The organism is Lysobacter alkalisoli, from assembly GCF_006547045.1.
In the GTDB taxonomy this organism is placed as follows: Bacteria; Pseudomonadota; Gammaproteobacteria; order Xanthomonadales; family Xanthomonadaceae; genus Marilutibacter; species Marilutibacter alkalisoli.
The window spans coordinates 1,277,793-1,297,964 of the sequence record NZ_CP041242.1 but is presented as its reverse complement, the minus strand read 5'-3'; the positions used below and the strand labels follow the sequence as shown (position 1 = coordinate 1,297,964).

The 20,172-nt window shown below is 65.5% G+C and carries 20 protein-coding genes; 5 read left to right on the top strand and 15 right to left on the bottom strand.

From position 1 onward, the window contains the following. From azu to FKV23_RS05635, 11 genes are all read right to left on the bottom strand, one after another. Complete coding sequence (azu, locus tag FKV23_RS05685; RefSeq protein WP_141622978.1) at window positions 1–459, bottom strand: azurin; 459 nt, start codon at window positions 457–459, stop codon at window positions 1–3. A gap of 67 nt (window positions 460–526) precedes the next feature. Further along, window positions 527–1,114, bottom strand: coding sequence for an SCO family protein (locus tag FKV23_RS05680; protein WP_244244111.1), 588 nt, complete (start codon window positions 1,112–1,114; stop codon window positions 527–529). After that, the gene (locus tag FKV23_RS05675; RefSeq protein WP_141622977.1) at window positions 1,111–1,872 is read right to left on the bottom strand and encodes a formylglycine-generating enzyme family protein; all 762 of its coding nucleotides are present in this window, start codon (window positions 1,870–1,872) and stop codon (window positions 1,111–1,113) included. Before FKV23_RS05675 ends, FKV23_RS05680 begins: the two co-directional genes overlap by 4 nt. A gap of 23 nt (window positions 1,873–1,895) precedes the next feature. After that, window positions 1,896–2,981, bottom strand: a complete 1,086-nt coding sequence (gene nirK / locus FKV23_RS05670) for a copper-containing nitrite reductase (RefSeq protein WP_141622976.1) — start codon at window positions 2,979–2,981, stop codon at window positions 1,896–1,898. Window positions 2,982–3,091: 110 nt separating this feature from the next. After that, window positions 3,092–3,490 (bottom strand): SirB2 family protein, encoded by a 399-nt coding sequence (locus tag FKV23_RS05665; protein WP_141622975.1) that lies wholly within the window; start codon window positions 3,488–3,490, stop codon window positions 3,092–3,094. A 35-nt stretch (window positions 3,491–3,525) separates the two neighbouring features. Next, window positions 3,526–4,755, bottom strand: a complete 1,230-nt coding sequence (locus FKV23_RS05660; protein WP_141622974.1) for an NnrS family protein — start codon at window positions 4,753–4,755, stop codon at window positions 3,526–3,528. Window positions 4,756–4,892: 137 nt separating this feature from the next. Beyond that, a complete protein-coding gene (locus FKV23_RS05655) occupies window positions 4,893–7,166 on the bottom strand; it encodes a nitric-oxide reductase large subunit (protein WP_141622973.1) in 2,274 nt (757 codons plus the stop codon). A gap of 95 nt (window positions 7,167–7,261) precedes the next feature. Continuing rightward, entirely contained in the window at window positions 7,262–8,017 is a 756-nt protein-coding gene (locus FKV23_RS05650; protein ID WP_141622972.1) for a helix-turn-helix domain-containing protein, read from the bottom strand. 18 nt (window positions 8,018–8,035) lie between these two features. Continuing rightward, the gene (hemN, locus tag FKV23_RS05645; RefSeq protein WP_141622971.1) at window positions 8,036–9,436 is read right to left on the bottom strand and encodes an oxygen-independent coproporphyrinogen III oxidase; all 1,401 of its coding nucleotides are present in this window, start codon (window positions 9,434–9,436) and stop codon (window positions 8,036–8,038) included. 333 nt (window positions 9,437–9,769) lie between these two features. Next, on the bottom strand, window positions 9,770–11,035 hold the full coding sequence (locus FKV23_RS05640; RefSeq protein WP_167285390.1) for a phospholipase D-like domain-containing protein: 1,266 nt from the start codon (window positions 11,033–11,035) through the stop codon (window positions 9,770–9,772). Between the two features lie 45 nt (window positions 11,036–11,080). Next, complete coding sequence (locus FKV23_RS05635; RefSeq protein WP_141622969.1) at window positions 11,081–11,341, bottom strand: hypothetical protein; 261 nt, start codon at window positions 11,339–11,341, stop codon at window positions 11,081–11,083. 491 nt (window positions 11,342–11,832) lie between these two features. Here FKV23_RS05635 and chaB point away from each other — a divergent pair, with 491 nt between their 5' ends. Beyond that, window positions 11,833–12,060 carry a putative cation transport regulator ChaB gene (gene chaB / locus FKV23_RS05630; RefSeq protein WP_141622968.1) on the top strand — a complete coding sequence of 76 codons (228 nt, stop codon included), beginning with the start codon at window positions 11,833–11,835 and terminating at the stop codon, window positions 12,058–12,060. Between the two features lie 49 nt (window positions 12,061–12,109). Next, the gene (locus FKV23_RS05625) at window positions 12,110–12,526 is read left to right on the top strand and encodes a CBS domain-containing protein (protein WP_141622967.1); all 417 of its coding nucleotides are present in this window, start codon (window positions 12,110–12,112) and stop codon (window positions 12,524–12,526) included. Between the two features lie 60 nt (window positions 12,527–12,586). Here the strand turns inward: FKV23_RS05625 and FKV23_RS05620 are convergent, their stop codons facing one another. Continuing rightward, window positions 12,587–13,660 (bottom strand): SDR family oxidoreductase, encoded by a 1,074-nt coding sequence (locus tag FKV23_RS05620; protein WP_141625071.1) that lies wholly within the window; start codon window positions 13,658–13,660, stop codon window positions 12,587–12,589. 49 nt (window positions 13,661–13,709) lie between these two features. After that, window positions 13,710–15,404 carry an ABC1 kinase family protein gene (locus FKV23_RS05615; protein WP_141622966.1) on the bottom strand — a complete coding sequence of 565 codons (1,695 nt, stop codon included), beginning with the start codon at window positions 15,402–15,404 and terminating at the stop codon, window positions 13,710–13,712. 290 nt (window positions 15,405–15,694) lie between these two features. On the opposite strand from FKV23_RS05615, the gene FKV23_RS05610 reads away from it, so the two are divergent. Then, on the top strand, window positions 15,695–16,153 hold the full coding sequence (locus FKV23_RS05610; RefSeq protein WP_141622965.1) for a hemerythrin domain-containing protein: 459 nt from the start codon (window positions 15,695–15,697) through the stop codon (window positions 16,151–16,153). A gap of 46 nt (window positions 16,154–16,199) precedes the next feature. On the opposite strand, the gene FKV23_RS05605 is transcribed toward FKV23_RS05610, so the two are convergent. Then, complete coding sequence (locus FKV23_RS05605) at window positions 16,200–17,630, bottom strand: MFS transporter (protein WP_141622964.1); 1,431 nt, start codon at window positions 17,628–17,630, stop codon at window positions 16,200–16,202. A gap of 179 nt (window positions 17,631–17,809) precedes the next feature. Here FKV23_RS05605 and FKV23_RS17140 point away from each other — a divergent pair, with 179 nt between their 5' ends. Together FKV23_RS17140 and FKV23_RS17135 are read left to right on the top strand one after the other, a co-directional pair. Further along, on the top strand, window positions 17,810–19,096 hold the full coding sequence (locus FKV23_RS17140; protein WP_167284990.1) for a tetratricopeptide repeat protein: 1,287 nt from the start codon (window positions 17,810–17,812) through the stop codon (window positions 19,094–19,096). After that, window positions 19,078–19,509 carry a tetratricopeptide repeat protein gene (locus FKV23_RS17135; protein WP_167284987.1) on the top strand — a complete coding sequence of 144 codons (432 nt, stop codon included), beginning with the start codon at window positions 19,078–19,080 and terminating at the stop codon, window positions 19,507–19,509. The genes FKV23_RS17140 and FKV23_RS17135 overlap by 19 nt, the downstream gene beginning before the upstream one ends. Before the next feature lie 45 nt (window positions 19,510–19,554). Here the strand turns inward: FKV23_RS17135 and FKV23_RS05595 are convergent, their stop codons facing one another. Next, window positions 19,555–19,848, bottom strand: coding sequence for a hypothetical protein (locus FKV23_RS05595; RefSeq protein ID WP_141622963.1), 294 nt, complete (start codon window positions 19,846–19,848; stop codon window positions 19,555–19,557). Between the last annotated feature and the right edge of the window lie 324 nt (window positions 19,849–20,172).

Genomic DNA, 20,172 nt, shown 5'->3' with positions numbered 1-20,172 from the left:
CTACTTGGTGACGATCAGCTTGCCCTTCATGAGCATCGCGTGGCCCGGGAAGCTGCAGAAGAAGGTGTAGTCGCCGCCGGCCGTCAGTGTCTTGCCGGGGAAGGTGATCTTGGTCTTCTCGCCGCCGCCGATCAGCGTGGTCGCCGCGATCACCCGCGGATCGTCCTTGTTGACGTAGTGGTTGGCGACGCCGGCCCTGATGCCGTCGCGATTGACGCCATCGACGTCGCTGGTCGCGGTAACGACGACGTTGTGGCCCATCGCGGCGGCCGGCAGCTTGCCGGTGTGGTCGAGCTCGATGGTGATGCTCGGGCACGCGGCCGAAACCGTGGCCTCCTTGAGGTCGAACCGCATTGCGTCGTCGCCCTTGAGCGAGACCGTGCAATTGCCGGCTGCCTGGGCATGGCCGGCGGCAGCGAGCAGACCGAGAAGCAGGATCGATGTGGACAGGATTTTCATGATGACTCCTTGATGGGTTTGGTACGGATGGGGCACATGGATGGAATCTGGCGGATGAACGCGGGGATCAGCGCGCGCTGGCCAGGTGCTCGCGCACGGCGGCGACGAACCCTTGATCCGGCTGCAGGCCGGTGACTTCGCTGCGTGCGAGGATGCGACCGTCGCTGTCCAGCAGGATCAGCGCACTGGTGTGGTTGAACGAGCCCTCGGGCTGGGCGCGGTAGCGGATACCCAACACGGCAGCGAGTGTGCGGACCTCGTCCTGCTCCGGACTCAGGAGATGCCAACGTTCGAGATCCAGCCGATGCATGTCCGCGATCTCCATCAACACCGGCGGCGTGTCGCGGGCCGGATCGATGCTGATCATGGCGAGGTCGAGCGATGCGTACTCGCGCGGCGACAGCTGCCCCTGCAGGGCCTTGCCGCTGGCGATGATGAGCGGGCACATCACGTGGCAGTTGGCGTAGAACATCGACACCACCATCGGGCGCCCGCGCAGCTCCTGCCATGGCCGCGACTGCCCCGCCTGATCGGTCATCCGTGCCTGGACCTGGTAGACCGAGTCGCCGGGCAACGTGGCGTCCGCTGCCGCGAGCGGCAATGAGAAGGCGGACAGCGCCGCGACCAGCATGAGAAGAAACGGCAGTCGTTTCATGGTGAGCTCCGTACACATCGGAAACCGAGATTGGCCAGCGTGCTGCGTGACTCCATTCCCGCCAGCAACGCGACCCGCTTGAGCAGCGCGTAGTCGTCGCGGTTGGCAAACGACAATCCGGTGGCGCCGCAGAACTTCAAGCGGTCGCCGTTCTCCGAACCGCGCATGTCGGCATCGCCAAGCAGGGTCGAGAAATCACCGACCCATTCCCACACCGCGCCATGCAAGCCCGATATGCCGTAAGCGTTGGGTGCCGCATCCGCACGCGCGTCCACCGCGCGTGGCGTGCCGTCATCGAGCAGGCGTTTGCGCCAGGTCGCGTCGTCGCGAGCGTCGCTTCGCGCCGGGTCGGCGGCAGCCACGTATTCCCATTCCAGCCAGTCGGGCAGGCGCGCGCCGATCGACCGGCAGTACGCGTCGGCGGCGAACCAGCTGACCTGGGTTACCGGCGCGTCGGCATCGAATCCGCCACCCGCGACGCCCGCGTCCTGCCATCGGGCGAGGTATCCGCCATCGGCCAGCAGTGATGGCACGCCGTCGCGTTGCCATTGCGGGTTCGCACGCACGAACACTTCGAACTCTCCGACGGTGACCGGCCGCTGCGACATCGCAAAGCCGGCCACCGGTTGCACACGGTCGTCGCCCTCGTACTTCACCGCCGAGACGAATCCGCCTGCGGGTACTTCGATGAAGTCCAGCGGTGTTGCCGGCAACGGCGCCGCCAGCAACACGAGTAGCGCAAGGGAGGTGGCGACCATGGGACTGTCCTCCTTTCGGTGGATCAGTGCCCGCCCTGCGGGTGACCACTCTCAGCAGGCGCGGGATACTCTTCGCTCAACTGCTGACCGGTGTAGATCGACGGATCTTCTTCACCGTCCACCGTGAGGACGCCGAGCGTGCCCTTGTGGAACGTGCGGAAGATGCTGTGATCGACGAGCAGCAGGTTGCCTGGCACGTCGGCCTTGAACTCGACGATGGCCGAACCGCCGGCGGGCACCAGGGTGGTCTGCACGTTCTCCTGGTACTTCGTGCCGCCCTCGAAGTACACCTTGTCGAAGATCTCGCCGATGACGTGGAAGCTCGACACCAGGTTCGGCCCGCCGTTGCCGACGAACAGGCGCACGGTTTCGCCGGCGCTGGCTGTCAGCGCGTTGTCGCCGGTCAGCGCACCGTCCGAGCCGTTGAACACCACGTAGGTCGGATGCTCGTCGATCGCCTTCTCCAGGCTGAAGGGCTGCAGGCCGGGGTCGCCATACTTGCCTTCGGTATAGAAGTCGCCCTGCATGACGTAGTACTCCCTGTCCACCTTGGGCAGGCCCTCCGGCGGTTCGACCAGGATCAGGCCATACATGCCGTTGGCGATGTGCATGCCAACCGGCGGCATGGCGCAGTGGTAGACGTACAACCCAGGGTTCATCGCCTTGAAGGTGAATCGCGTCTGGTGCCCGGGCAGCGTGAACGTCGCTTCCGCGCCGCCGCCGGTGCCGGTCACCGCGTGCAGGTCGATGTTGTGCGGCATGTGTGAGTCGTGTGCGTTCTTGAGCGTGAACTCGACGGTGTCGCCTTGGCGCACGCGGATGAAGCTGCCCGGCACGCTGCCACCGAAAGTCCAGAAGTCGTAGGTGACGCCGTCGGCGAGCTGCATTTCCTTCTCGACGACTTCCAGTTCGACGATCACCCTGGCCGGTTCCTTGCGATCGATGGCAGGCGGAACGTGCGGGGGCGCCGTCAGCTCGGCGCGTACGGTGTGCGCCGGAGCGGCGATGGCCGCCTCGCCGGACGCCGCCACCGCGATGGCGACGGGGGCCGCCAGGCCGAGTGCGAGCGCAAGCGCGTGACCAAGCAAATTTCCGGTCTTGATGATCATGGTCTGCTTACCTTGTGAAAGGCCTTTGGCCGTTAGGTGAACGTTAGGCCCGCCATCACGACTGCGCATTGATACAGGTCAAGCCGGGTCGAACACCCGAACGGCCCTCATCACGACCACAGGTACAGCGCACCCAGCGGATGGTGCGCACGCGCGATGAAGTAAATCTGCGCGTACACCAGCAGTGCCAGCACGAACGCGGCGGCGCGCATCGCCCGCGTGCGTCCACGGCGCAACGCGAACACGCCCAGCACGATGTAGACCACGACCAGCGCGACCTTGACCAGCAGCCAGCCATTGGCGAACAGCGCCCCGGGCAGGATGGTCAGCAGCATCATCGCGGCCGTCAGCAGGACCGTGTCGATGCCGTAGCTGAGATAGCGAACGGGCGCGGCCATCGGCCAGCGCATGCCGGCAAGCAAAGCCGATCCGCGCGCGAGGAAGATGGCGCCGCTGAGAACGATTGTCGCGACGTGCACCAGCTTGATCTGGAGATAGAACTCGATCATGACGACTTCATCCGTCCGCTTTCATCCTGCCGGCCTCACCCGGGCTTGCCGTCCGCGCGCGGCGAGAGATAGATCCACCCGAGCCGTGTTACCCAGGGCAGGAAGGCGGCGAGCCAGCCGATCGTGGCGGCCGCGTGCCATGCGTACGCATCCGGAACCAGCTCGGCCGCGACGCGCGCGACTGCGACGACCTGCACGGCGATGAAGCCGAACCAGGCCACGCCGGGCATCACCAGCGGCCGACCGGAATGGCCCTGGGTGACCCGCGTGACCATCGCGATCAGCAGGCTGCCGAAGAAGCCGATGAACAGTGCGTGCGCGGGCGCGCGGCCGAGTTCGAACACGCCGGTCCACGCATAGATGAGGCTCTGCGCCGAGTACAGTGCGAATGTGACCGGCAGCCATGCGGTGCCGATGAACAGCACCGCCAGCAGGCCTGGCATGCGCGCACGCGGCCACCAGCGCCACAATGCGAACGCGGTAGCGATGAACAGCGGCACGTCGGCCAGCCACAGCCACGCGTATGCGTGCGACAACTCGAGCAGCAGGTGGACGGACAGCAATCCCCAGACAAGCCCGAGCCACGGCATCGGTCGCCATGGCCGATAGCCGGGGACGGCGTTACCGGCGAAGAACGGGAACATCCGGTGCGCGACGGTCATGTAGACCGGAAGCAGCAGGCCGACGGTACCCAGCTTGATGCTCAGCATCACCAGCATCGGCGACGCCCCGAGCACGTACGCGAGGAACGACAGCAGTCCGATCCAGCCCAGCACCAGCGCGGCGAAACAGGAGATCGCATGCCAGGTCGTCCCCGTCTCCTGCAGCAGCAGGCGGCCAAGGATGGCCAATCCCGTGGTCCAGCCCGCCACCGCCATCAACAGGCCGACGAGAAGTGCGACTTCGGACCCGCTCGCTCCCGCAAGTATCGCCAGTTGCCCGCCCATCAAACCCGCGCCCACCGGAACGTAGTGCCAGCGCTCGAGCGCCGGCAATCCCATCCAGCGCGGGAACACCGTCAACAGGAAGCCGAAGATGAAGCTCGGCAGCACCAGGTACTGCATTACGAAGGCATGCAGCCAGCCCGCCGGCACCGGTGGTTGCGGCATCGGGAAAAGATCGGGCCAGCGGGCTGCCAGCAGCCATGCCGCCCACCACAGCATCGCGAGCAGGATGTTGCCGGCGCCGATGAAGAACATCAGCCGGTGCGGCGCCTGCACCAGCTGGCGTGGGGAAACCCGCGATGTCGAAATGGCCTGAAGCATGGCGCCAGTTTTGCCGCCCCCTGCCCCCTCCGCCTTGATCCATGTCAGGCTGGGGGCAAAAACGGCTGCGGAATCGTTCGCGGGGAAGCCGCCCGGGAAATTCTCCCGGGCGGTCCGAGGCCAAACTGACGTGGCGGTCAGCTGCTGGCCGGAAGCGCCTGCCTCACCGGCACCTTGCGCGGCGCCACCCACAGCCGGAACACGAACCAGGCCAGAGCCACCGCACCGACGCTGAACAACGTATCGGCCGGAACTCGCATCCACACCAGCAGGTCGACGATCGGCTGCTGCATGAACTCGGCCGAGCGGGCGTACCAGTAGCCATGGTTGACCGCGGCGTTGAGCTGGAGGATGCCCAGCGGCAGCAGGGTGAAGGCGGACATGCCGGCCAGGCCGATGTTGAGCGACCAGAATGCGGTGCCCAGCAACTTGTCGCTCCACTTCAGGTCCGGCTTGAGGCCACGCAGGCAGAACAGCATCAGGCCGATGCCGAGCATGCCGTACACACCGAACAGCGCGGTATGGCCGTGGTTGGCCGTGAGGTTCAGGCCCTGCATGTAGTACAGCGCCAGCGGCGGGTTGATCAGGAAGCCGAACAGACCCGCGCCCACCAGGTTCCAGAACGAGACCGCCAGGAAGAACATGATCGGCCACTTGTACCTGGCCATCCACGGCGTGGCCTTGCCCAGCTTGTAGTTGTGGAAGGCCTCGAAACCGACGTAGGCCAATGGCACCACTTCCAGCGCCGAGAAGCTCGCGCCCAGGGCGATCACCGCCGTCGGCGTGCCGGTGAAGTACAGGTGGTGCAGCGTGCCGAGCACACCACCGGCCATGAACACGATCGTCGCGAACAGCACGGCGATGGTCGCGCTGCGGGTCTGCAACAGGCCCAGGCGGGTGAACAGGAAGGCGATCACCGCCACGGCGAACACCTCGAAGAAGCCTTCCACCCACAGGTGCACCACCCACCAGCGCCAGTACTCGACCATCGACAGGTGGGTGTGCTCGCCCCACATCAGGCCGGCGGCATAGAACAGCCCGATGGCAACCACCGACAGGAAAAGCAGGCTGACGATGGAGCGCGACTCGCCACCGTGGCGGATCGCCGGCCACAACGCGCGGCCGACCAGGGTCAGCCACAGCAACAGGCCGATGAACAGGAACCACTGCCAGAAGCGGCCCAGATCAACGTATTCCCAACCCTGGTGGCCGAACCAGAAGTTGTTGACCAGGCCAAGCTTCTGCATCACCGCGAACCACTGCCCGGTGAACGACCCGACCACGATGATCACCAGGCAGGCCAACAGGAAGTTGACCCCCAAGCGCTGGAACTTTGGCTCGTGCCCAGAGATCGCCGGGGCGATGTACAGGCCCATGCCCAGCCAGGCGGTGGCGATCCACAGCACTGCAAGCTGCGTGTGCCAGGTGCGTGTGAGCGCATACGGCAGCACGTCGGCCAGGGCGAAGCCGTAGGCTTCCTGACCTTCCACCTGATAGTGCGCGGTGATCGCGCCGAGCAGGATCTGTACCAGGAACAGCGCGATCACCACCCAGAAGTACTTGGCGGTGGCGCGCATCGACGGGGTGACCTTGATCGCGGCAAGCGGGTCGGACCTGGGCAGCGACGGCACCATCTCCTCGCCGTGGCTGGCCGCATAGTGCCAGCCAAGCAGACCGATGCCGGCAAGCAGGAACAGCACGCTGAACACTGTCCACATGAACAGATTCGATGGTGGGGTGTTGCCAACCAGTTCGTCATGCGGCCAGTTGGCGGTGTAGGTGATGTCGCTGTCCGGACGCTGGGTCACCGAAGACCATGCCGCCCACCAGTAGAAGGCGGTCATCTGCCGGCGATGCTCGGCATCGGGCACGGTGTCGTTGCGCATGGCATAGGCCTCGCGCAGGTCGGCCGTGGCCGGATCATCGCTGAACACGCTCTGGTAGTGCGCCGCAACCGCCTGGATTGCCGCCGCGCGGTCGGCGTCGATAAGGATCGTGCCGGTGGCCGCGTCGTGCGTGTTCGGGCGCAGAACGTCCTGCACGCGTTGGCTGTAGGCGGCCCGGGTAGCGGCATCGAGTTTCTTGTAGCTGTCGACACCATGCTCGCGTTGTGCCCACAGGTCGAGGATCGCCTCGGCCTCGCGGTGCAGCCAGTCCGCGCCCCAGTCCGGGGCGACGTAGCCGCCGTGGCCCCAGATCGAGCCCAGCTGCTGGCCGCCGATGGACTGCCAGACCTGGCGCCCGGTCTCGATGTCCTGGCGGGTGTAGACCACGGTGCCGTCAGTGGTGACCACCTGCTCCGGCAACGGTGGTGCCTGGCGATGGATTTCGCTGCCGACCCAGAGCAGGACGGCGAACGAGGCGATGAGCAGGATCGCCAGGCCTGCCCATAGCTTGCGGGTGGAATTCATGGTGCGGCTCACTCCTGAGGGGAACGGCCGCATCTTGTTGGCGTCGCGCCAATGCCTCCATGACACAGGTCAAGCGGAGAACATGTATCCGGCGATCAGTGCCGCAGCACAGCCAGGGCCATCGCTTCCAGGCGCGGCATGTCGAGGATCTCGACGTCACGCTGCTTGATCGAGACCAGCTTGCTCTGCTCGAAACGGCGCAGCACGCGGCTGACGGTCTCCGGCGCCTGGCGCAGGTAGTTGGCGATGTCGGTACGCGACATGGTGAGCTGGAACCGCCGTGGCGAGAATCCGCGCTCCGCCAGGCGCCGGGAGAAGCTGACCAGGAACGCGGCCATGCGTTCGTCCGCGGAGTGGTTGCCGGCGAACAACGACGCCACGCCGATGTCCCGGCTCATCAGTCGGAACAGTTGCTGCTGCAGGTTGGGCAACCGGGTGGCGAGCATCGCGATGCGCGGGAACGAGAAACGGCACAGCATCACGGTGTCCAGCGCCACCGCATTGCAGGGATAGCGGTCGCCGTGGATCGCATTGAGGCCGATCACCTCGCCCGGCAGGTGGAAGCCCAGGACCTGTTCACGCCCTTCCGGATCCACCGTACAGGTCTTGACCGTGCCCGCGCGCACCGCGGCGATGGCCTCGAACGGATCCCCTTCGCGGAACACGTGGTCGCCGGCATGCAGCGGTCCGACGTGCTCGACCAGCACGTGCAGGTCCATCAACGCGCTCTTGTCCATGCCCTCGGCAAGGCAGGCCTGCGAGAAGGCGCAGGTCGAGCAGAACCTCAGTTCATCGCCATCGTCCGCGAGGACCTTGGGATTGGGGCGGGGAAAAACGACACCTGAATTCATGCGGGGACCAGGTCTGGTTCACACGGTTCGCGAGAACTGTACCGGGACCGCGTCGGCCTGTGGGGAGAGATATCGATCGAAGCACGCCGCCAGCACCCGCAGCAGGAGCCGGCCGCGCGTGGTGGCCCGGATGGTGCTTTCGGACAGTTCCACCAGCCCATCCTGCTGCAAAGGCCGCAGTTGCTCCAGCGCAGCGGCGAAATACTCGCGGAAATTCACGACATGCCGCCGTTCCAGCCTTGGAATGTCGATTTCGCCATGGCACATGAGCTCCTGGATCACATCGGCACGGACCAGGTCGTCGGTGTCCAGGTGCATGCCACGCCAGACCGGGAGCCGGCCCTCGTCGATGGCACGTTCCCAACCGGGCAGGTCGCGCGGATTCTGGCTGAAGCTGGCGCCGATGTGGCTGATTGCGCTCACTCCCAGGCCGATCAGGTCGCTGTCGGCGCAGGTCGTATAGCCCATGAAGTTGCGATGCAGGTCTCCGCTTGCCTGGGCCCGCGCGAGGTCGTCTCCGGGCAGTGCGAAGTGGTCCATGCCGATGTACACGTAACCGGCTTCACCCAGACGCTCGATCGCCCGCTGCAACAACGCCAGCTTGGCCTGCGGCGATGGCAGGTCCTCGGCGCGGATCCGCTGCTGCGGCCTGAACAGCTGCGGCAGATGCGCGTAACTGTAGATCGCCAATCGATCGGGGCGCGCCTTCAGCGTGATGTCCAGGGTCCGGTCGAAGCCATCCAGCGTCTGCCGCGGCAGGCCGTAGATCAGGTCGACATTGACCGAGCGCAGGCCATGCTCGCGGCAGGCATCGATGATCGCCAGCGTCTGCTCCACGCCCTGGACGCGGTTCACCGCCTCCTGCACCAGCGGATCGAAGTCCTGCACGCCCAGGCTGGCACGGTTGAACCCGGCCTCTGCCAGCACGCGGATGTCATCGGGTTCGACGAAACGGGGATCCAGCTCGATCGAGCATTCACGCTTGTGCTCCGGCGCAAACGAGAAGTGGCGGCGGACGACATCCACCACTTCGGCGATCTGCCCGGCACTCAGGAAATTGGGCGTGCCACCGCCGAAGTGCAATTGGACGACGTCACGGTCGCGGTCGAACAGCTTCGACATCATCCCGATCTCGCGGTACAGGCGGATTAGGTAGGCCTCGCCGCGTGCCTTGTCGCGGGTGATGACCCGGTTGCAGCCGCAGTAGAAGCATGGACTGGCGCAGAAGGGGATGTGAGCGTAGATCGACAGCGGCCGCGGGATCGGATCGCCGTTGGTGAGGGCCGCCACCTCGCGCAGCTGCGCCTCGCCGAAGTCCGGCCGGAACTGCGGCGCCGTGGGATAGGACGTGTAGCGCGGCCCCGGCCGGTCGTAGCGGCGCAGGAGCTCCGGATCGAAAAGGACAGACGACGTAACCATGGACGCAGGGTAGTGATTCGATCGCCCGGCCACCTTGATTTCGGTCAAGCGGAGCGGGCTTGTCTGGTCCTGGTCGGCACGCCGGAGGCGAAGACCTGGCCCCGGCGCCGCTGGGCGCAGCGTTGCACCCACAAGGGCTGTCCTGCACGTGCTCGCCATCATCCTGCTGGCAGACTGACCTCCCGCGCCCAGGCCTGCCATGTCCCGCGCCCCTGCCCTGTTCGTGTCCCATGGCTCCCTGTCGATGGATGCCTTCGGCTGGGAGTTGCCGCATCACGATGACCATGGCAGCAAAGGTGGACACCCATAGCATTGCCGAAGCCGCCGCCGGCCCTAGAGCTGCGACCTCAGTGGCAACACCACCGTTTCCATCGCCTTCTGTCGCCACGGCCGGTTGGCCCAGTCCTCGAAGGTGTAGGGCGTGGATTCGCGCAGATCGGCTTCGAAGATCCGCGTCATGCGTCTGGCGAACTCGGCATCGTAGACGTTGAGACTGGCCTCGTCGTTCAGCCGGAACGAGCGCAGGTCGAAATTGGTCGACCCGATCGACACCATTTCACCGTCCACGATCAGCATCTTGATGTGGAACATGGCGGGCTGGTACTCATGAACCTCCGCGCCCGCGATGAGCAGCTCTCCCCAGTGCGCCCTGGAGGCGACACGCACGACTTCCGAGTCGACGTGTTTGCCGGGCACGATCAGGCGGATCTTCACGCCGCGCGCGCAGGCGGCCAGCAGCGCCTGGATGGCCAGTTCGTCGGGCACGAAGTAGGCGGCTGCCAGATCGATGCTGTGCTCGGCGGCGGCAATCGACATCAGGTACATGAGGTGCATGCTCTCGCTGCCGCCGGCAGGCGATGCGATGAACACATGCGCCGACATGTTGCCCACGGGTGAAAGCGGCGGGAAGTAGCCCTCGCCGTTGAGGACCAGGCCGGTGGTCTTGATCCAGTTATCGTTGAACGCGGCCTGCATCTGCGCCACCGCCGGCCCTTCAATCCGGAAATGCATATCCCGCCAGTGCTCGTCGCTTTCGGCATTGCCCTGCCACGGATCGGCGATGCCCACGCCCCCGGTGAAGCCGACCCGGCCGTCGATCACCAGCAGCTTGCGGTGCGTGCGGTTGTTGAGCCGGCCCAGGTTGTACCAGCGCAGCGGACGGTACCGCACGATCCACACGCCTGCGGTTTCCATCTGCTCGAGCAGGGTGGCGTCCATCCTGGCACTGCCGACCCAGTCGATCATCACCCGTACCTCGACCCCGGCCTTGGCCCGCTCCGCCAACGCATCGGCGAAATGTGTCCCGACATCGCCCGACCAGTAGACGTAGGTTTCGAAGGTGATGGTTTCCTTCGCCGAGGCGATCGCCTCGAGCATCGCCGGGAAGATCTCCACTCCGTTGTTCAATGCCTCCACGTGGTTGCCGGGCAGGATCGACGGTCCGAGCAGCACCGACATCTCCCTCGCGAACTGCGTATCCGAGACCGTGTAGTGGTGGGCGATCTTGCGTTCGAGCGCCTTCTCCGGCGTGGCGAAGTTCATCCAGACGACGACAGCGGCCACGGTCAACACCGCGGTGAGCACCACGGTCCAGGTCAGTCTCTTCTTCGAGAGGATCATGGCGATAGGATCAAGACGATAGGATCATGGCGAGGTCGCGCCAGGGAGCCCTCCCGGCTTCGCTTGCATCGCGGCCAGCCGCCCGCGCACGTAGGCGACGGCATCCTCGGGCGTATCGTCGATGCGTGCCGCATTGGCTAGCAACGCTGAAGCGATCGCCGCGAACGCCGCTTCGAACCTTCGTGGCTCGGCAAACTCGACGTGCAACTGGGGCAGATGAGCCTCCACCGCATCGCAGCGCTCGACGAGGCCCTTGAAGTCCGCGGCCACCGGAGGCAGGTCCATCAGCGTCGCCCTCCCTTCGGCTTGGTGTCGTCCCTCGTCCCGTCCGGGTCAGCCTCCCGTTGGACACCACCACGACAGTCCGGCCAGTCATCCTCATCGGAGCGGGAATTGCGATCGCCTGAGCTGTGCGGATACTCGCGCCGGGAATGCCCAGACTTGTCCATCGGCTGACCGCCGCGATGTTCTTTGGCGGTGGACGTGGAAGGCCTCTTCGCTGCCATGGGTTTCTCCTCCATGGGCGGAGTGTGGGTTCGACCCCGATAGCAACGCGTGAATTGGGCCCGCTGGGCGTGTCCACACTGATGGACTTGGATGAAACGCCGACCCGGTTTTCACAAATGCCTCTTCCTTCTGAACAACGCCGCCTGAACAGTGCCGTGCGCGGTTTGCTTAACGCGGGCCAGCGGGAACTTTTCCTTCTCACGAGCTTGCCGCCGCATTAATGCCTGCAGGAACAAGGTAGGACGTACTTGTCTCGCGGAGATCACTCCATGCCATACAGATCGATCAGCGAGCTGCCCGACTCGGTTCGCGACCACACCCCCAAGCATGCCCAGGAAATCTACAAGGAGGCATACAACAGCGCATGGGAGCAGTACAAGGACGCCTCCGAGCGACGCGGCGACGCCACGCGTGAGGAGACCGCCCACCGCGTCGCCTGGTCTGCAGTCAAGGAGAAATACGAGAAAGGCGATGACGGCGACTGGCACCCGAAATGACCGGCGGTCGTCTGCCCCGAATCCGAGCACCCCAATCCAGGAGAACACCATGAAAATTGCCGAGATCATGACCACCAATGTCGCACTGACCGCACCGGACGAGAAGCTGCAACGAGCCGCCGACATCATGCTGAGCAAGGACGTTGGCTGCCTCCCGGTCGGCGAGAATGGAAAGCTCGTCGGCATGCTGACCGATCGCGACATCACCGTGCGCGGCATAGCCCGCGGACTCGGCGCGGACGCCAGCGTGCGCGACGTGATGAACACCGATATCCGCTATTGCTTCCAGGACCAGGACGTCGATGAAGTCGCCCGCAACATGGCCGAACTCCAGGTCCGCCGCCTGCCGGTGATCAGCCGGGACAAGGATCTGGTCGGCATCGTGTCGCTTGCCGACTTCGCCCACAGCGGCGACAACCGTTCTTCCGAGACCCTGGTGAAGGGCGTTGCCGTTCCGCACCACTGATGCCGCGCCGGCAAGCCGAAAACAAGCGTGTCGGCCGTGCTGACGGCCGGCACGTATCAATCATCCACGTGGTCCGCCCATCACCGGCAGTATCACGCCGCTGACATAGGACGACATCACCGGCGATGCCAGGAAAACATATGCCGGTGACACCTCCTCCGGCTGCGCGGGGCGCCCCATGTCGCTGTCTTTGCCAAAGGCGGCGACCTCCTTCGCGGTACGGTCGGCAGGATTGAGCGGTGTCCAGACCGGCCCCGGAGCGACAGCGTTGACCCGGATGCCACGATCGAGCAGCTGCGCGGCCAGGCTCTTTGTAAAGGCATGGATCGCACCCTTGGTCGCAGAGTAGTCGAGCAAGCCTCCGCTGCCGAACAGGGCCGTTTCCGACCCGCTGTTGATGATGCTGCCCCCCTTGCCGAGATGCGGAATCGCCGCCCGCGCCATATGGAAGTAGCCCGCGATGTTGGTCCCCAGCGTCTCCTCCAGCTGGGCGTCGGAGAGATCTTCGATCCTGTCGACGTGTTGCTGGAAGGCGGCGTTGTTGACCAGCACATCGAGCCCGCCAAGTTGCTTCACCGCGCGATCGACCGCCCGTTTGCAGAACCGGCTGTCCTTGACATCCCCGGCATGCAGATAGCAACGACGTCCTTCGCCCTCTACCGCCTTGGCGGTTGCCTTGGCGTCGGCGGTCTCGCTCAGATAGAACACCGCCACGTCGGCACCTTCGCGCGCGAACAGCACCGCCACCGCACGCCCGATGCCCGAATCGCCTCCGGTCACGATCGCCTTCATTCCTTCCAGCTTGCCGCTTCCTCGATAGTCCGGCGCGTCGTAGCGTGGTGCCACTCGCAGGTCGCGCTCCATGCCCGGCTTGTCGAGATTCTGGGCCGGCATGGGTGGTGTCGGCTGCTTTCGGGTGCCGGCCTGGACAGCCTTGTCCGACTTCGATTCTTGTCTGGAGGCCTTCTCGTTGGCTACCTCTGCCTTCTCCTGCAGGCTGCGGTGACGGCGTGCCACCGCCTTTGCCGTGCGCGCGCTCGCGCTGGCATCAGGCGGCTCCGCCTTCGGCGGCGATGAAGATCGGACAGCCTTCCCCGTGCGTTCGCTTTTCTTTGGTGTCTTCTTGGTTGCCATGGAATTCTCCGTGTGAGTGTGATGTTTCCCCACTCCCCTGTCGCATTCCTCATTGGGGCGGCCGTTCTTCGCGTCGCGGTGCACGGCGGTCGCCGATCAATGCGCTTCCTATGATTCCCAGGCCCAGCGCTGCCGCCACCAGGAACAGCACAAGGGCGATCGCCGGATATCCCCACAGCCTGATGCCGCCGTCCGCGTCCATCAGCATCGACGAGGCCAGGATCAGCGAAGCCACGACCACGCCGGCGCAGATGCGATTGGCGATCTTCTGCAGGCTTTCCATCAGATGCGATTCTTCCAACCCCGTCATCCGCACCTGCAGGCGGTTGTCCGCCAGGAGCGACAGGATGTCGCTCAGCCTGCGCGGCCCTTCGCGCAGCAACGACTGGATCTCCATCATCTCCGCGGCAATGTTGGGCGACGAGAACGATTTTCGCAGTCGTGCCCTCATCACGTGTTCCAGGTGGTCCTCGACCAGGGCCTGGGTATTCAGTTCCGGCGACAGCAACTGACAGACAGCGTCGAGATTGAGCAGGGTCTTGCCCAGCAGGCCAAGCTCGGGCGGCGTGCGCAGGCCGGTCGAGGCGGAAATGCGAACAAGGTCGAGTACCACGCGCCCCTCCGACATCGAGCCGGCATGCGCAGCGTATCGGCTGACCAGCTGCGCGACCTCGCGCAGGAAGCGCGACTGGTCGAACTCCGGAAGTCTCGTGCTCAGGCCGATCAGCTCGTCGGCCACCTGTTCGCCACGACCGTCGACTGCCGCGAACAGCAGCTTCATGAGACGGTCCCGCTGTCGCGGCGGCACGTTCGCGACCATTCCCAGATCGAAGATCGCCAACCGTCCATCCGCGGTGATGCGCAGGTTTCCGGGGTGGGGGTCGGCATGGATCTCGCCGTGCACGAACACCTGGTCGAGATAGGCACGCACCAGGGCCTTGGCCAGCGGCGCCATGGATTGCTCGGTACGACGCATGCCGGACACATGCCCCACGTTGGTGCCCTGGACCAGTTCCATCGTCAGGATTCTTGAACGCGTGTAATCCCATACCGGGCGAGGAACGGTCAGCTCACGGTAGCGATGCAGGTGCCCGCGGAAGCGTTCGAGGTTCTCCGCCTCCGCGACATAGTCCAGCTCGGCGAGCACCGCCCTGCGGAACTCGGTCAACCATTCGACGAACCTGACGCTGCCACCCAGATCAGTGAACCGGTCGACGGCCAGGGCGAGGTTGGCCAGCAGGTCGAGATCCGCGCGCAGCCTTTGGGCGATCCTGGGCTTCTGAACCTTCACCGCGACCTTGGTACCGTCCCGCAGGGTGGCGCGATGGACCTGGGCCAGCGATGCACAACCCAGCGGTGTTTCCTCGAAGGACTTGAAGGCCTTGCCGATGCGTACGCCCAGTTCGGACTCGACCGTTTCGCGGATATGGTGGAACGGAACCGGAGCCACGTCCTCCTGCATGCGTTCCAGTGCGCTGGCGTAGGCCGGAGGCACCATGTCCGGCCTGGTGGACAGCATCTGCCCCAGCTTGATGAAAGTCGGACCGAGTGCCTCGAGATCCTCGACGAATTTCTCGGGAGGTCCCTCCCCGACGTCCTTGCCGACCGCGTGCGTATCCAGTGCAAGTCCGTGGAACAGTCCAAGGCGCCGGTAACGGAACATGAACCTGATGATGCGTGTCCTGTTCGACATGGCGTTGCCGGACGCATCCGCGTCAAGGGGGGCGTCGTGCTGCTTGTCCATTGGCGCTGCTCCACGTCTTGATCCCGGACACATCATCGCTACCGCGCCGTAAGAGACCGATGAATTCGAAGGTCGGCATTGACGCACGCCATGGCTTGTGTGCCCCGACATGGTCGCGTAGCCGGCCGTCCTGGCAGCCGTTCTACTCACGTTGGGTTACGTGCACGAATGGTGGAGAGCACGGTATCGCAGGAACGCGGCATATCATCGCCACGCATTGGCAATGCGAGTATGCACCCTGTTTACACGCGCCTCGATAGGGTGCCCATGGATTCGCATGGAACCCGACGATGAGCGAGACACTCTACGAAGCACTTCGAGAGAGCCACGAGATCCAGCGCTCACTGCTCCGCAAGCTTCTGCGTTCGAAGCCAGGCACCCAGGCACGCATCAGCCTTTTCCGGGAGTTGCGTATCGAACTTGAAGCGCACGAGGCCGCGGAGGAACGCTACCTCTATGTACCCATGCTGATGGACGACATGGGACTGGATTCCAGTCGCCACGCCCTGCACGAGCACCATGAGATCGACGAGCTTGTTGCGGATGTGCAGGCGCTCGACAGCGCCGGCGAGGCCTGGCTGGACAAGGCCAGGGAGTTGTCCCATCAGGTCCACCACCACCTGCGCGAGGAAGAAAAGAAGTTCTTCCAGGTCTCCGGCAAGGTACTCAGCGCCACGCAGAAAACCCGACTGGCGAGGAGCTATCGCCTCGACTACGAACGGATGCACCGGAAACTTTCCGCATACTAGGAACAGCCGCTCCGCCTGTACCGTTCGCAGGTTCCCAGTTCCCCGCTCAGGTTCCCGGCCGGCCCGTCGGCTTCGGTTCGGTGACCTCCTCGCCCGGCCGAGCGCGTCCCGACATCTCGGCACCGGCATCCGGCGACAGTCGCAGCATCATCAACACCGAGCTGGCCGAGATCAGGCCCACGGTCAGGAACGCGAAACCGAAGTTGATCGCCGCGTCCATCGGCTGTCCGCTGGCCACGCTCGCCACGCTCAATGCGGAGCCTCCTATGGTGATGCCCATCGCCAGCGATACCTGCTGGGCCATCGCCGCCAGGCTGCTGGCCTGGCTCATGCGCGCATCGTCGACATCGGCATAGACGATGGCGTTGAGGCTGGTGAACTGCAACGAGCGGAAACACCCGCTGGCCAGCAGCACGCCGACGATCAGCGGGTATGGAGTATCGGCGCGGAACAGGCCGAACCCGCACAGGAACAGCGACGCCAGCAGCGCGTTGGCCACCAGCACCGGTCGGAAGCCGAAGCGATGGATGATCCGCGCCGCCAGCGTCTTCATGAACATCGCGCCCGCAGCCGAGGTGAAGGTCAGCAGCCCGGACTGCAGCGGGTTGAGTCCGAAGCTCATCTGCAGCATCAACGGCAGCAGGAACGGCGTGGCGCCGATGCCGATGCGGAACAGCGAACCGCCGAGCACGCCGATTCGGAATGTCGACAGTCGAAACAGATCGAGCCGCAGCAACGGATGCGGATGCCGCCGCGCATGCAGTCCGTACAGGGCCAGTGCCACCAGGCCCAGCAACACGCAGCCCACCGCGACAGGCGTGCTGACCAGGTGCCGGCCCATGGTCGCGAATCCGAAGATCGCCAGTGCCAGCCCGGAACTGGTCAGGATGAATCCGCGCCAGTCCAGCGGCCCCACCTTGGATCGCAACAGCGGCACGTGCCGCCACGCCAGCCAGATCCCGAGCAGGCCCATCGGGATGTTGATCAGGAAGATGAAGCGCCAGTGGCTGTAGGTGGTGATGAAGCCGCCCAGCACCGGCCCCAGCATCGGCCCCAACAAGGCGGGAATGGTCAGCCAGCTCAGCGCGCGCACCAGTTCGGGCTTGGGCACGCTGCGCAACAGCACCAGACGCCCGACCGGCACCATCATCGCCCCGCCCATGCCCTGCAGGAATCGCGCCGCGACCAGCTCGCCGAGCGACCCGGATACCGCGCAGGCCAGCGAGCCGAGCAGGAACACCGCGATCGCGGCCATGAACGTCGGCCGCGCGCCGAACCGGTCCGCCACCCAGCCGCTGACCGGGATGAACACCGCCAGCGCCAGCATGTAGGTGGTCAACGCCAGCTTCAGCGACACCGCTTCCACCCCCAGGTCAGCCGCCATCTGCGGAAGCGAGGTTGCGATCGCGGTCGAGTCCATGTTCTCGATGAAAAGCGCAGTCGCGACGATCAGGGGCAGCAGGCGTTCGGGTCTCAAGGCTGGTCCATGACACGGGCAGGTGAGCACCTGCATTGTCGCCCGTTCACGCGCAACGGACCGGAAAGGCGGATGGATCCGTTCATCGCCGCCGGAAACCCTCGACAGGCGGTGACCTGCCGCGCATTGAAATGGCGTATTACCGCGGGTACACCCGCAGAAGATCCGGAGGACCGATCGTGAAGACGCGCCACCCCGTCCCCGTCCTTGCCCTGTCCACCTTGCTGATCCCGGTCCTGCTGCTGTCGGGCTGCGACAGGACGGCCGCGCCCGCGGGCGCCGCGGTATCCCCGCCGGAAGCGGCACTGATGACCACTCTGCTCGACGGCCTCGGGAACTACAGTTTCCCGGTCGAAAGCAGCCATCCCGAGGTCCAGCGCTGGTTCGACCAGGGTCTGAACCTGGCCTATGGCTTCAACCACGACGCCGCCGAGCGCGCTTTCGTTCGCGCCACCGAGCTCGATCCGGCTTGTGCGATGTGCTGGTGGGGCGCGGCCTGGGTGCTCGGCCCGCACGTCAACGCCGGCATGGATCCGGACAACAACGCCAAGGCCTGGGAGCGACTGCAGAAAGCCGTCGCCCTGGCGCCACAGGCCGATGAACGCTCGCGGGCCTTCATCGAGGCATTGAGCGCGCGCTACGCCGCCGATCCGCCCGAGGACCGCACCCCGCTCGACGAGGCCTGGGCCGAAGCCACGCGCGCATTGGCCGCCGCACGCCCCGACGATCTCGACGCCGCCGCGATCCACGCCGAGGCACTGATGGACCTGCAGCCATGGGCGTACTACGACGAGCAGCTCCGTCCCACCGGTCACACCAGCGAAATCGTCGACACGCTGGAATCGGTGATCGAGCGCAACCCCGATCACCCCGGCGCGCTGCACCTGTACATCCATGCAGTCGAAGCCTCCGCCGCGCCCGAACGTGGCGCTGCCGCCGCCGACCGCCTGCGCGACCTGGTGCCCGGCTCCGGCCACCTTGTGCACATGCCCGCGCACATCTACGCCCGGGTCGGCCGCTGGCACGACGCGGTCATCGCCAACCAGCGCGCGATCGAAGCCGACGATGCCTATCTCGCCGTCTGCGGTACCAACGCCAGCGGCGTCTACCCGCTCGGTTACGTGCCCCACAACCATCACTTCCTGTGGTTCGCCGCGAGCATGGAAGGTGCCAGCGCCATCGCCCGCGAGGCCGCGGATTCCACCGCCGAACGCATCACCCAATCCGGGTTGATGCGCGAACCCGGCTTCGAGGGCATGCAGCACTACTGGCTGACGCCGCTGTTCGACCACGTACGCTTCGGCCGCTGGGAGGCGATCCGCGCATTCGAGAACCCGGCCCCGACCTGCCCTATGTCACCGCGATCTGGCACTACGCGCAGGGCACGGCCGCCGCACGCGAAGGCCGCGACGACGATGCGCGTGCGCACCTGGCGAGCCTGCAGCCGTTGGCCGCCGACCCGGTGATGGAGCAGATGATGGTCTGGGAGCGCTATCCGCTCGCCCATGCCGCGCGCATCGCCGAACGTTCGCTGGCCGCAGAAATCGCCCTTGCCGCGAAAGATCACGATGCCGCGATCATCGCGCTGCGCGAAGCGGTGGTGATCGAGGATGCGATTCCCTACGACGAGCCGCCCGGCTGGCATGCCCCGACCCGCCACGCACTCGGTGCCGCCCTGCTCGATGCAGGCCGGGCCGGCGAAGCCGAGGCCGTCTATCGCGAGGAGCTGCGACGCAATCCCGGCAACGGCTGGTCGCTGTACGGCCTGGCCCGCAGCCTGGAAGCCGAGGGACGCAACGACGAGGCGCAACGCGTCGACGGCGACTTCGGACTGGCCTGGGCCAACGCCGATGTGAAGCTGCCGGCTTCGCGGTTCTGAGTTCCCGGGAAGACACCGGATGCGCTAGAGAGGTACTGGATGCATCTAGCCGCGCGATTGGGTGATGTTGCTGCGATACGCACGCCATGAAGCCGGGGTCGAGCCACGCAACCAGAGCCATGCGGCATGCTTGCGGACCGCTGGTCTGGGGACCGCAAGCACGCCAGGGCAATGCCGATCCGGGCGGATGGACGGGGGCGGGATCGGCCAGCCTTCGTTCTCGGCGCGTTCGATCGCCGAGCTCGGGATCGCCGGATTCAGGATCGCCGGGTTCAAACCGGCATGGGCAGGGACAGGACTGCTCTCACGAATGATGCGATGGCCCTTGATGGTCTTCATATGGTCGTCCTGCAGTGGCGGACAAGACCCTGGGGCGCAGGACGCGCCGCAGCCCTTGTGGGCCAGATCACCATAGCAGCATTCGCGCGATCAGCCGGGATGATCGGACCGACGGTCCCGCGACGAGGGCAGCATGCACAACGCCGGCTGAAGACGATTGGGCACGCACCCGCAGATCACACTCGACTAACACCTGGACGCGCACTGTGACCTGGCACTACGACGCAATGTCGTAACGGCCACTCAGGCGCTGCAACACCCCTCCCCAACCCGCATTGAGCCTCGTCCTCCTGGCATTGCCGGGAGACACGGCTTCGGCCGCTC

Excerpts from the sequence above, each read along its gene's own strand:
- azu (WP_141622978.1), bottom strand. The coding sequence starts at position 459 with ATGAAAATCCTGTCCACATCGATCCTGCTTCTCGGTCTGCTCGCTGCC.
- FKV23_RS05680 (WP_244244111.1), bottom strand. The coding sequence starts at position 1,114 with ATGAAACGACTGCCGTTTCTTCTCATGCTGGTCGCGGCGCTGTCCGCC.
- FKV23_RS05675 (WP_141622977.1), bottom strand. The coding sequence starts at position 1,872 with ATGGTCGCCACCTCCCTTGCGCTACTCGTGTTGCTGGCGGCGCCGTTG.
- nirK (WP_141622976.1), bottom strand. The coding sequence starts at position 2,981 with ATGATCATCAAGACCGGAAATTTGCTTGGTCACGCGCTTGCGCTCGCA.
- FKV23_RS05665 (WP_141622975.1), bottom strand. The coding sequence starts at position 3,490 with ATGATCGAGTTCTATCTCCAGATCAAGCTGGTGCACGTCGCGACAATC.
- FKV23_RS05660 (WP_141622974.1), bottom strand. The coding sequence starts at position 4,755 with ATGCTTCAGGCCATTTCGACATCGCGGGTTTCCCCACGCCAGCTGGTG.
- FKV23_RS05655 (WP_141622973.1), bottom strand. The coding sequence starts at position 7,166 with ATGAATTCCACCCGCAAGCTATGGGCAGGCCTGGCGATCCTGCTCATC.
- FKV23_RS05650 (WP_141622972.1), bottom strand. The coding sequence starts at position 8,017 with ATGAATTCAGGTGTCGTTTTTCCCCGCCCCAATCCCAAGGTCCTCGCG.
- hemN (WP_141622971.1), bottom strand. The coding sequence starts at position 9,436 with ATGGTTACGTCGTCTGTCCTTTTCGATCCGGAGCTCCTGCGCCGCTAC.
- FKV23_RS05635 (WP_141622969.1), bottom strand. The coding sequence starts at position 11,341 with ATGGACCTGCCTCCGGTGGCCGCGGACTTCAAGGGCCTCGTCGAGCGC.
- chaB (WP_141622968.1), top strand. The coding sequence starts at position 11,833 with ATGCCATACAGATCGATCAGCGAGCTGCCCGACTCGGTTCGCGACCAC.
- FKV23_RS05625 (WP_141622967.1), top strand. The coding sequence starts at position 12,110 with ATGAAAATTGCCGAGATCATGACCACCAATGTCGCACTGACCGCACCG.
- FKV23_RS05620 (WP_141625071.1), bottom strand. The coding sequence starts at position 13,660 with ATGGCAACCAAGAAGACACCAAAGAAAAGCGAACGCACGGGGAAGGCT.
- FKV23_RS05615 (WP_141622966.1), bottom strand. The coding sequence starts at position 15,404 with ATGGACAAGCAGCACGACGCCCCCCTTGACGCGGATGCGTCCGGCAAC.
- FKV23_RS05610 (WP_141622965.1), top strand. The coding sequence starts at position 15,695 with ATGAGCGAGACACTCTACGAAGCACTTCGAGAGAGCCACGAGATCCAG.
- FKV23_RS05595 (WP_141622963.1), bottom strand. The coding sequence starts at position 19,848 with ATGAAGACCATCAAGGGCCATCGCATCATTCGTGAGAGCAGTCCTGTC.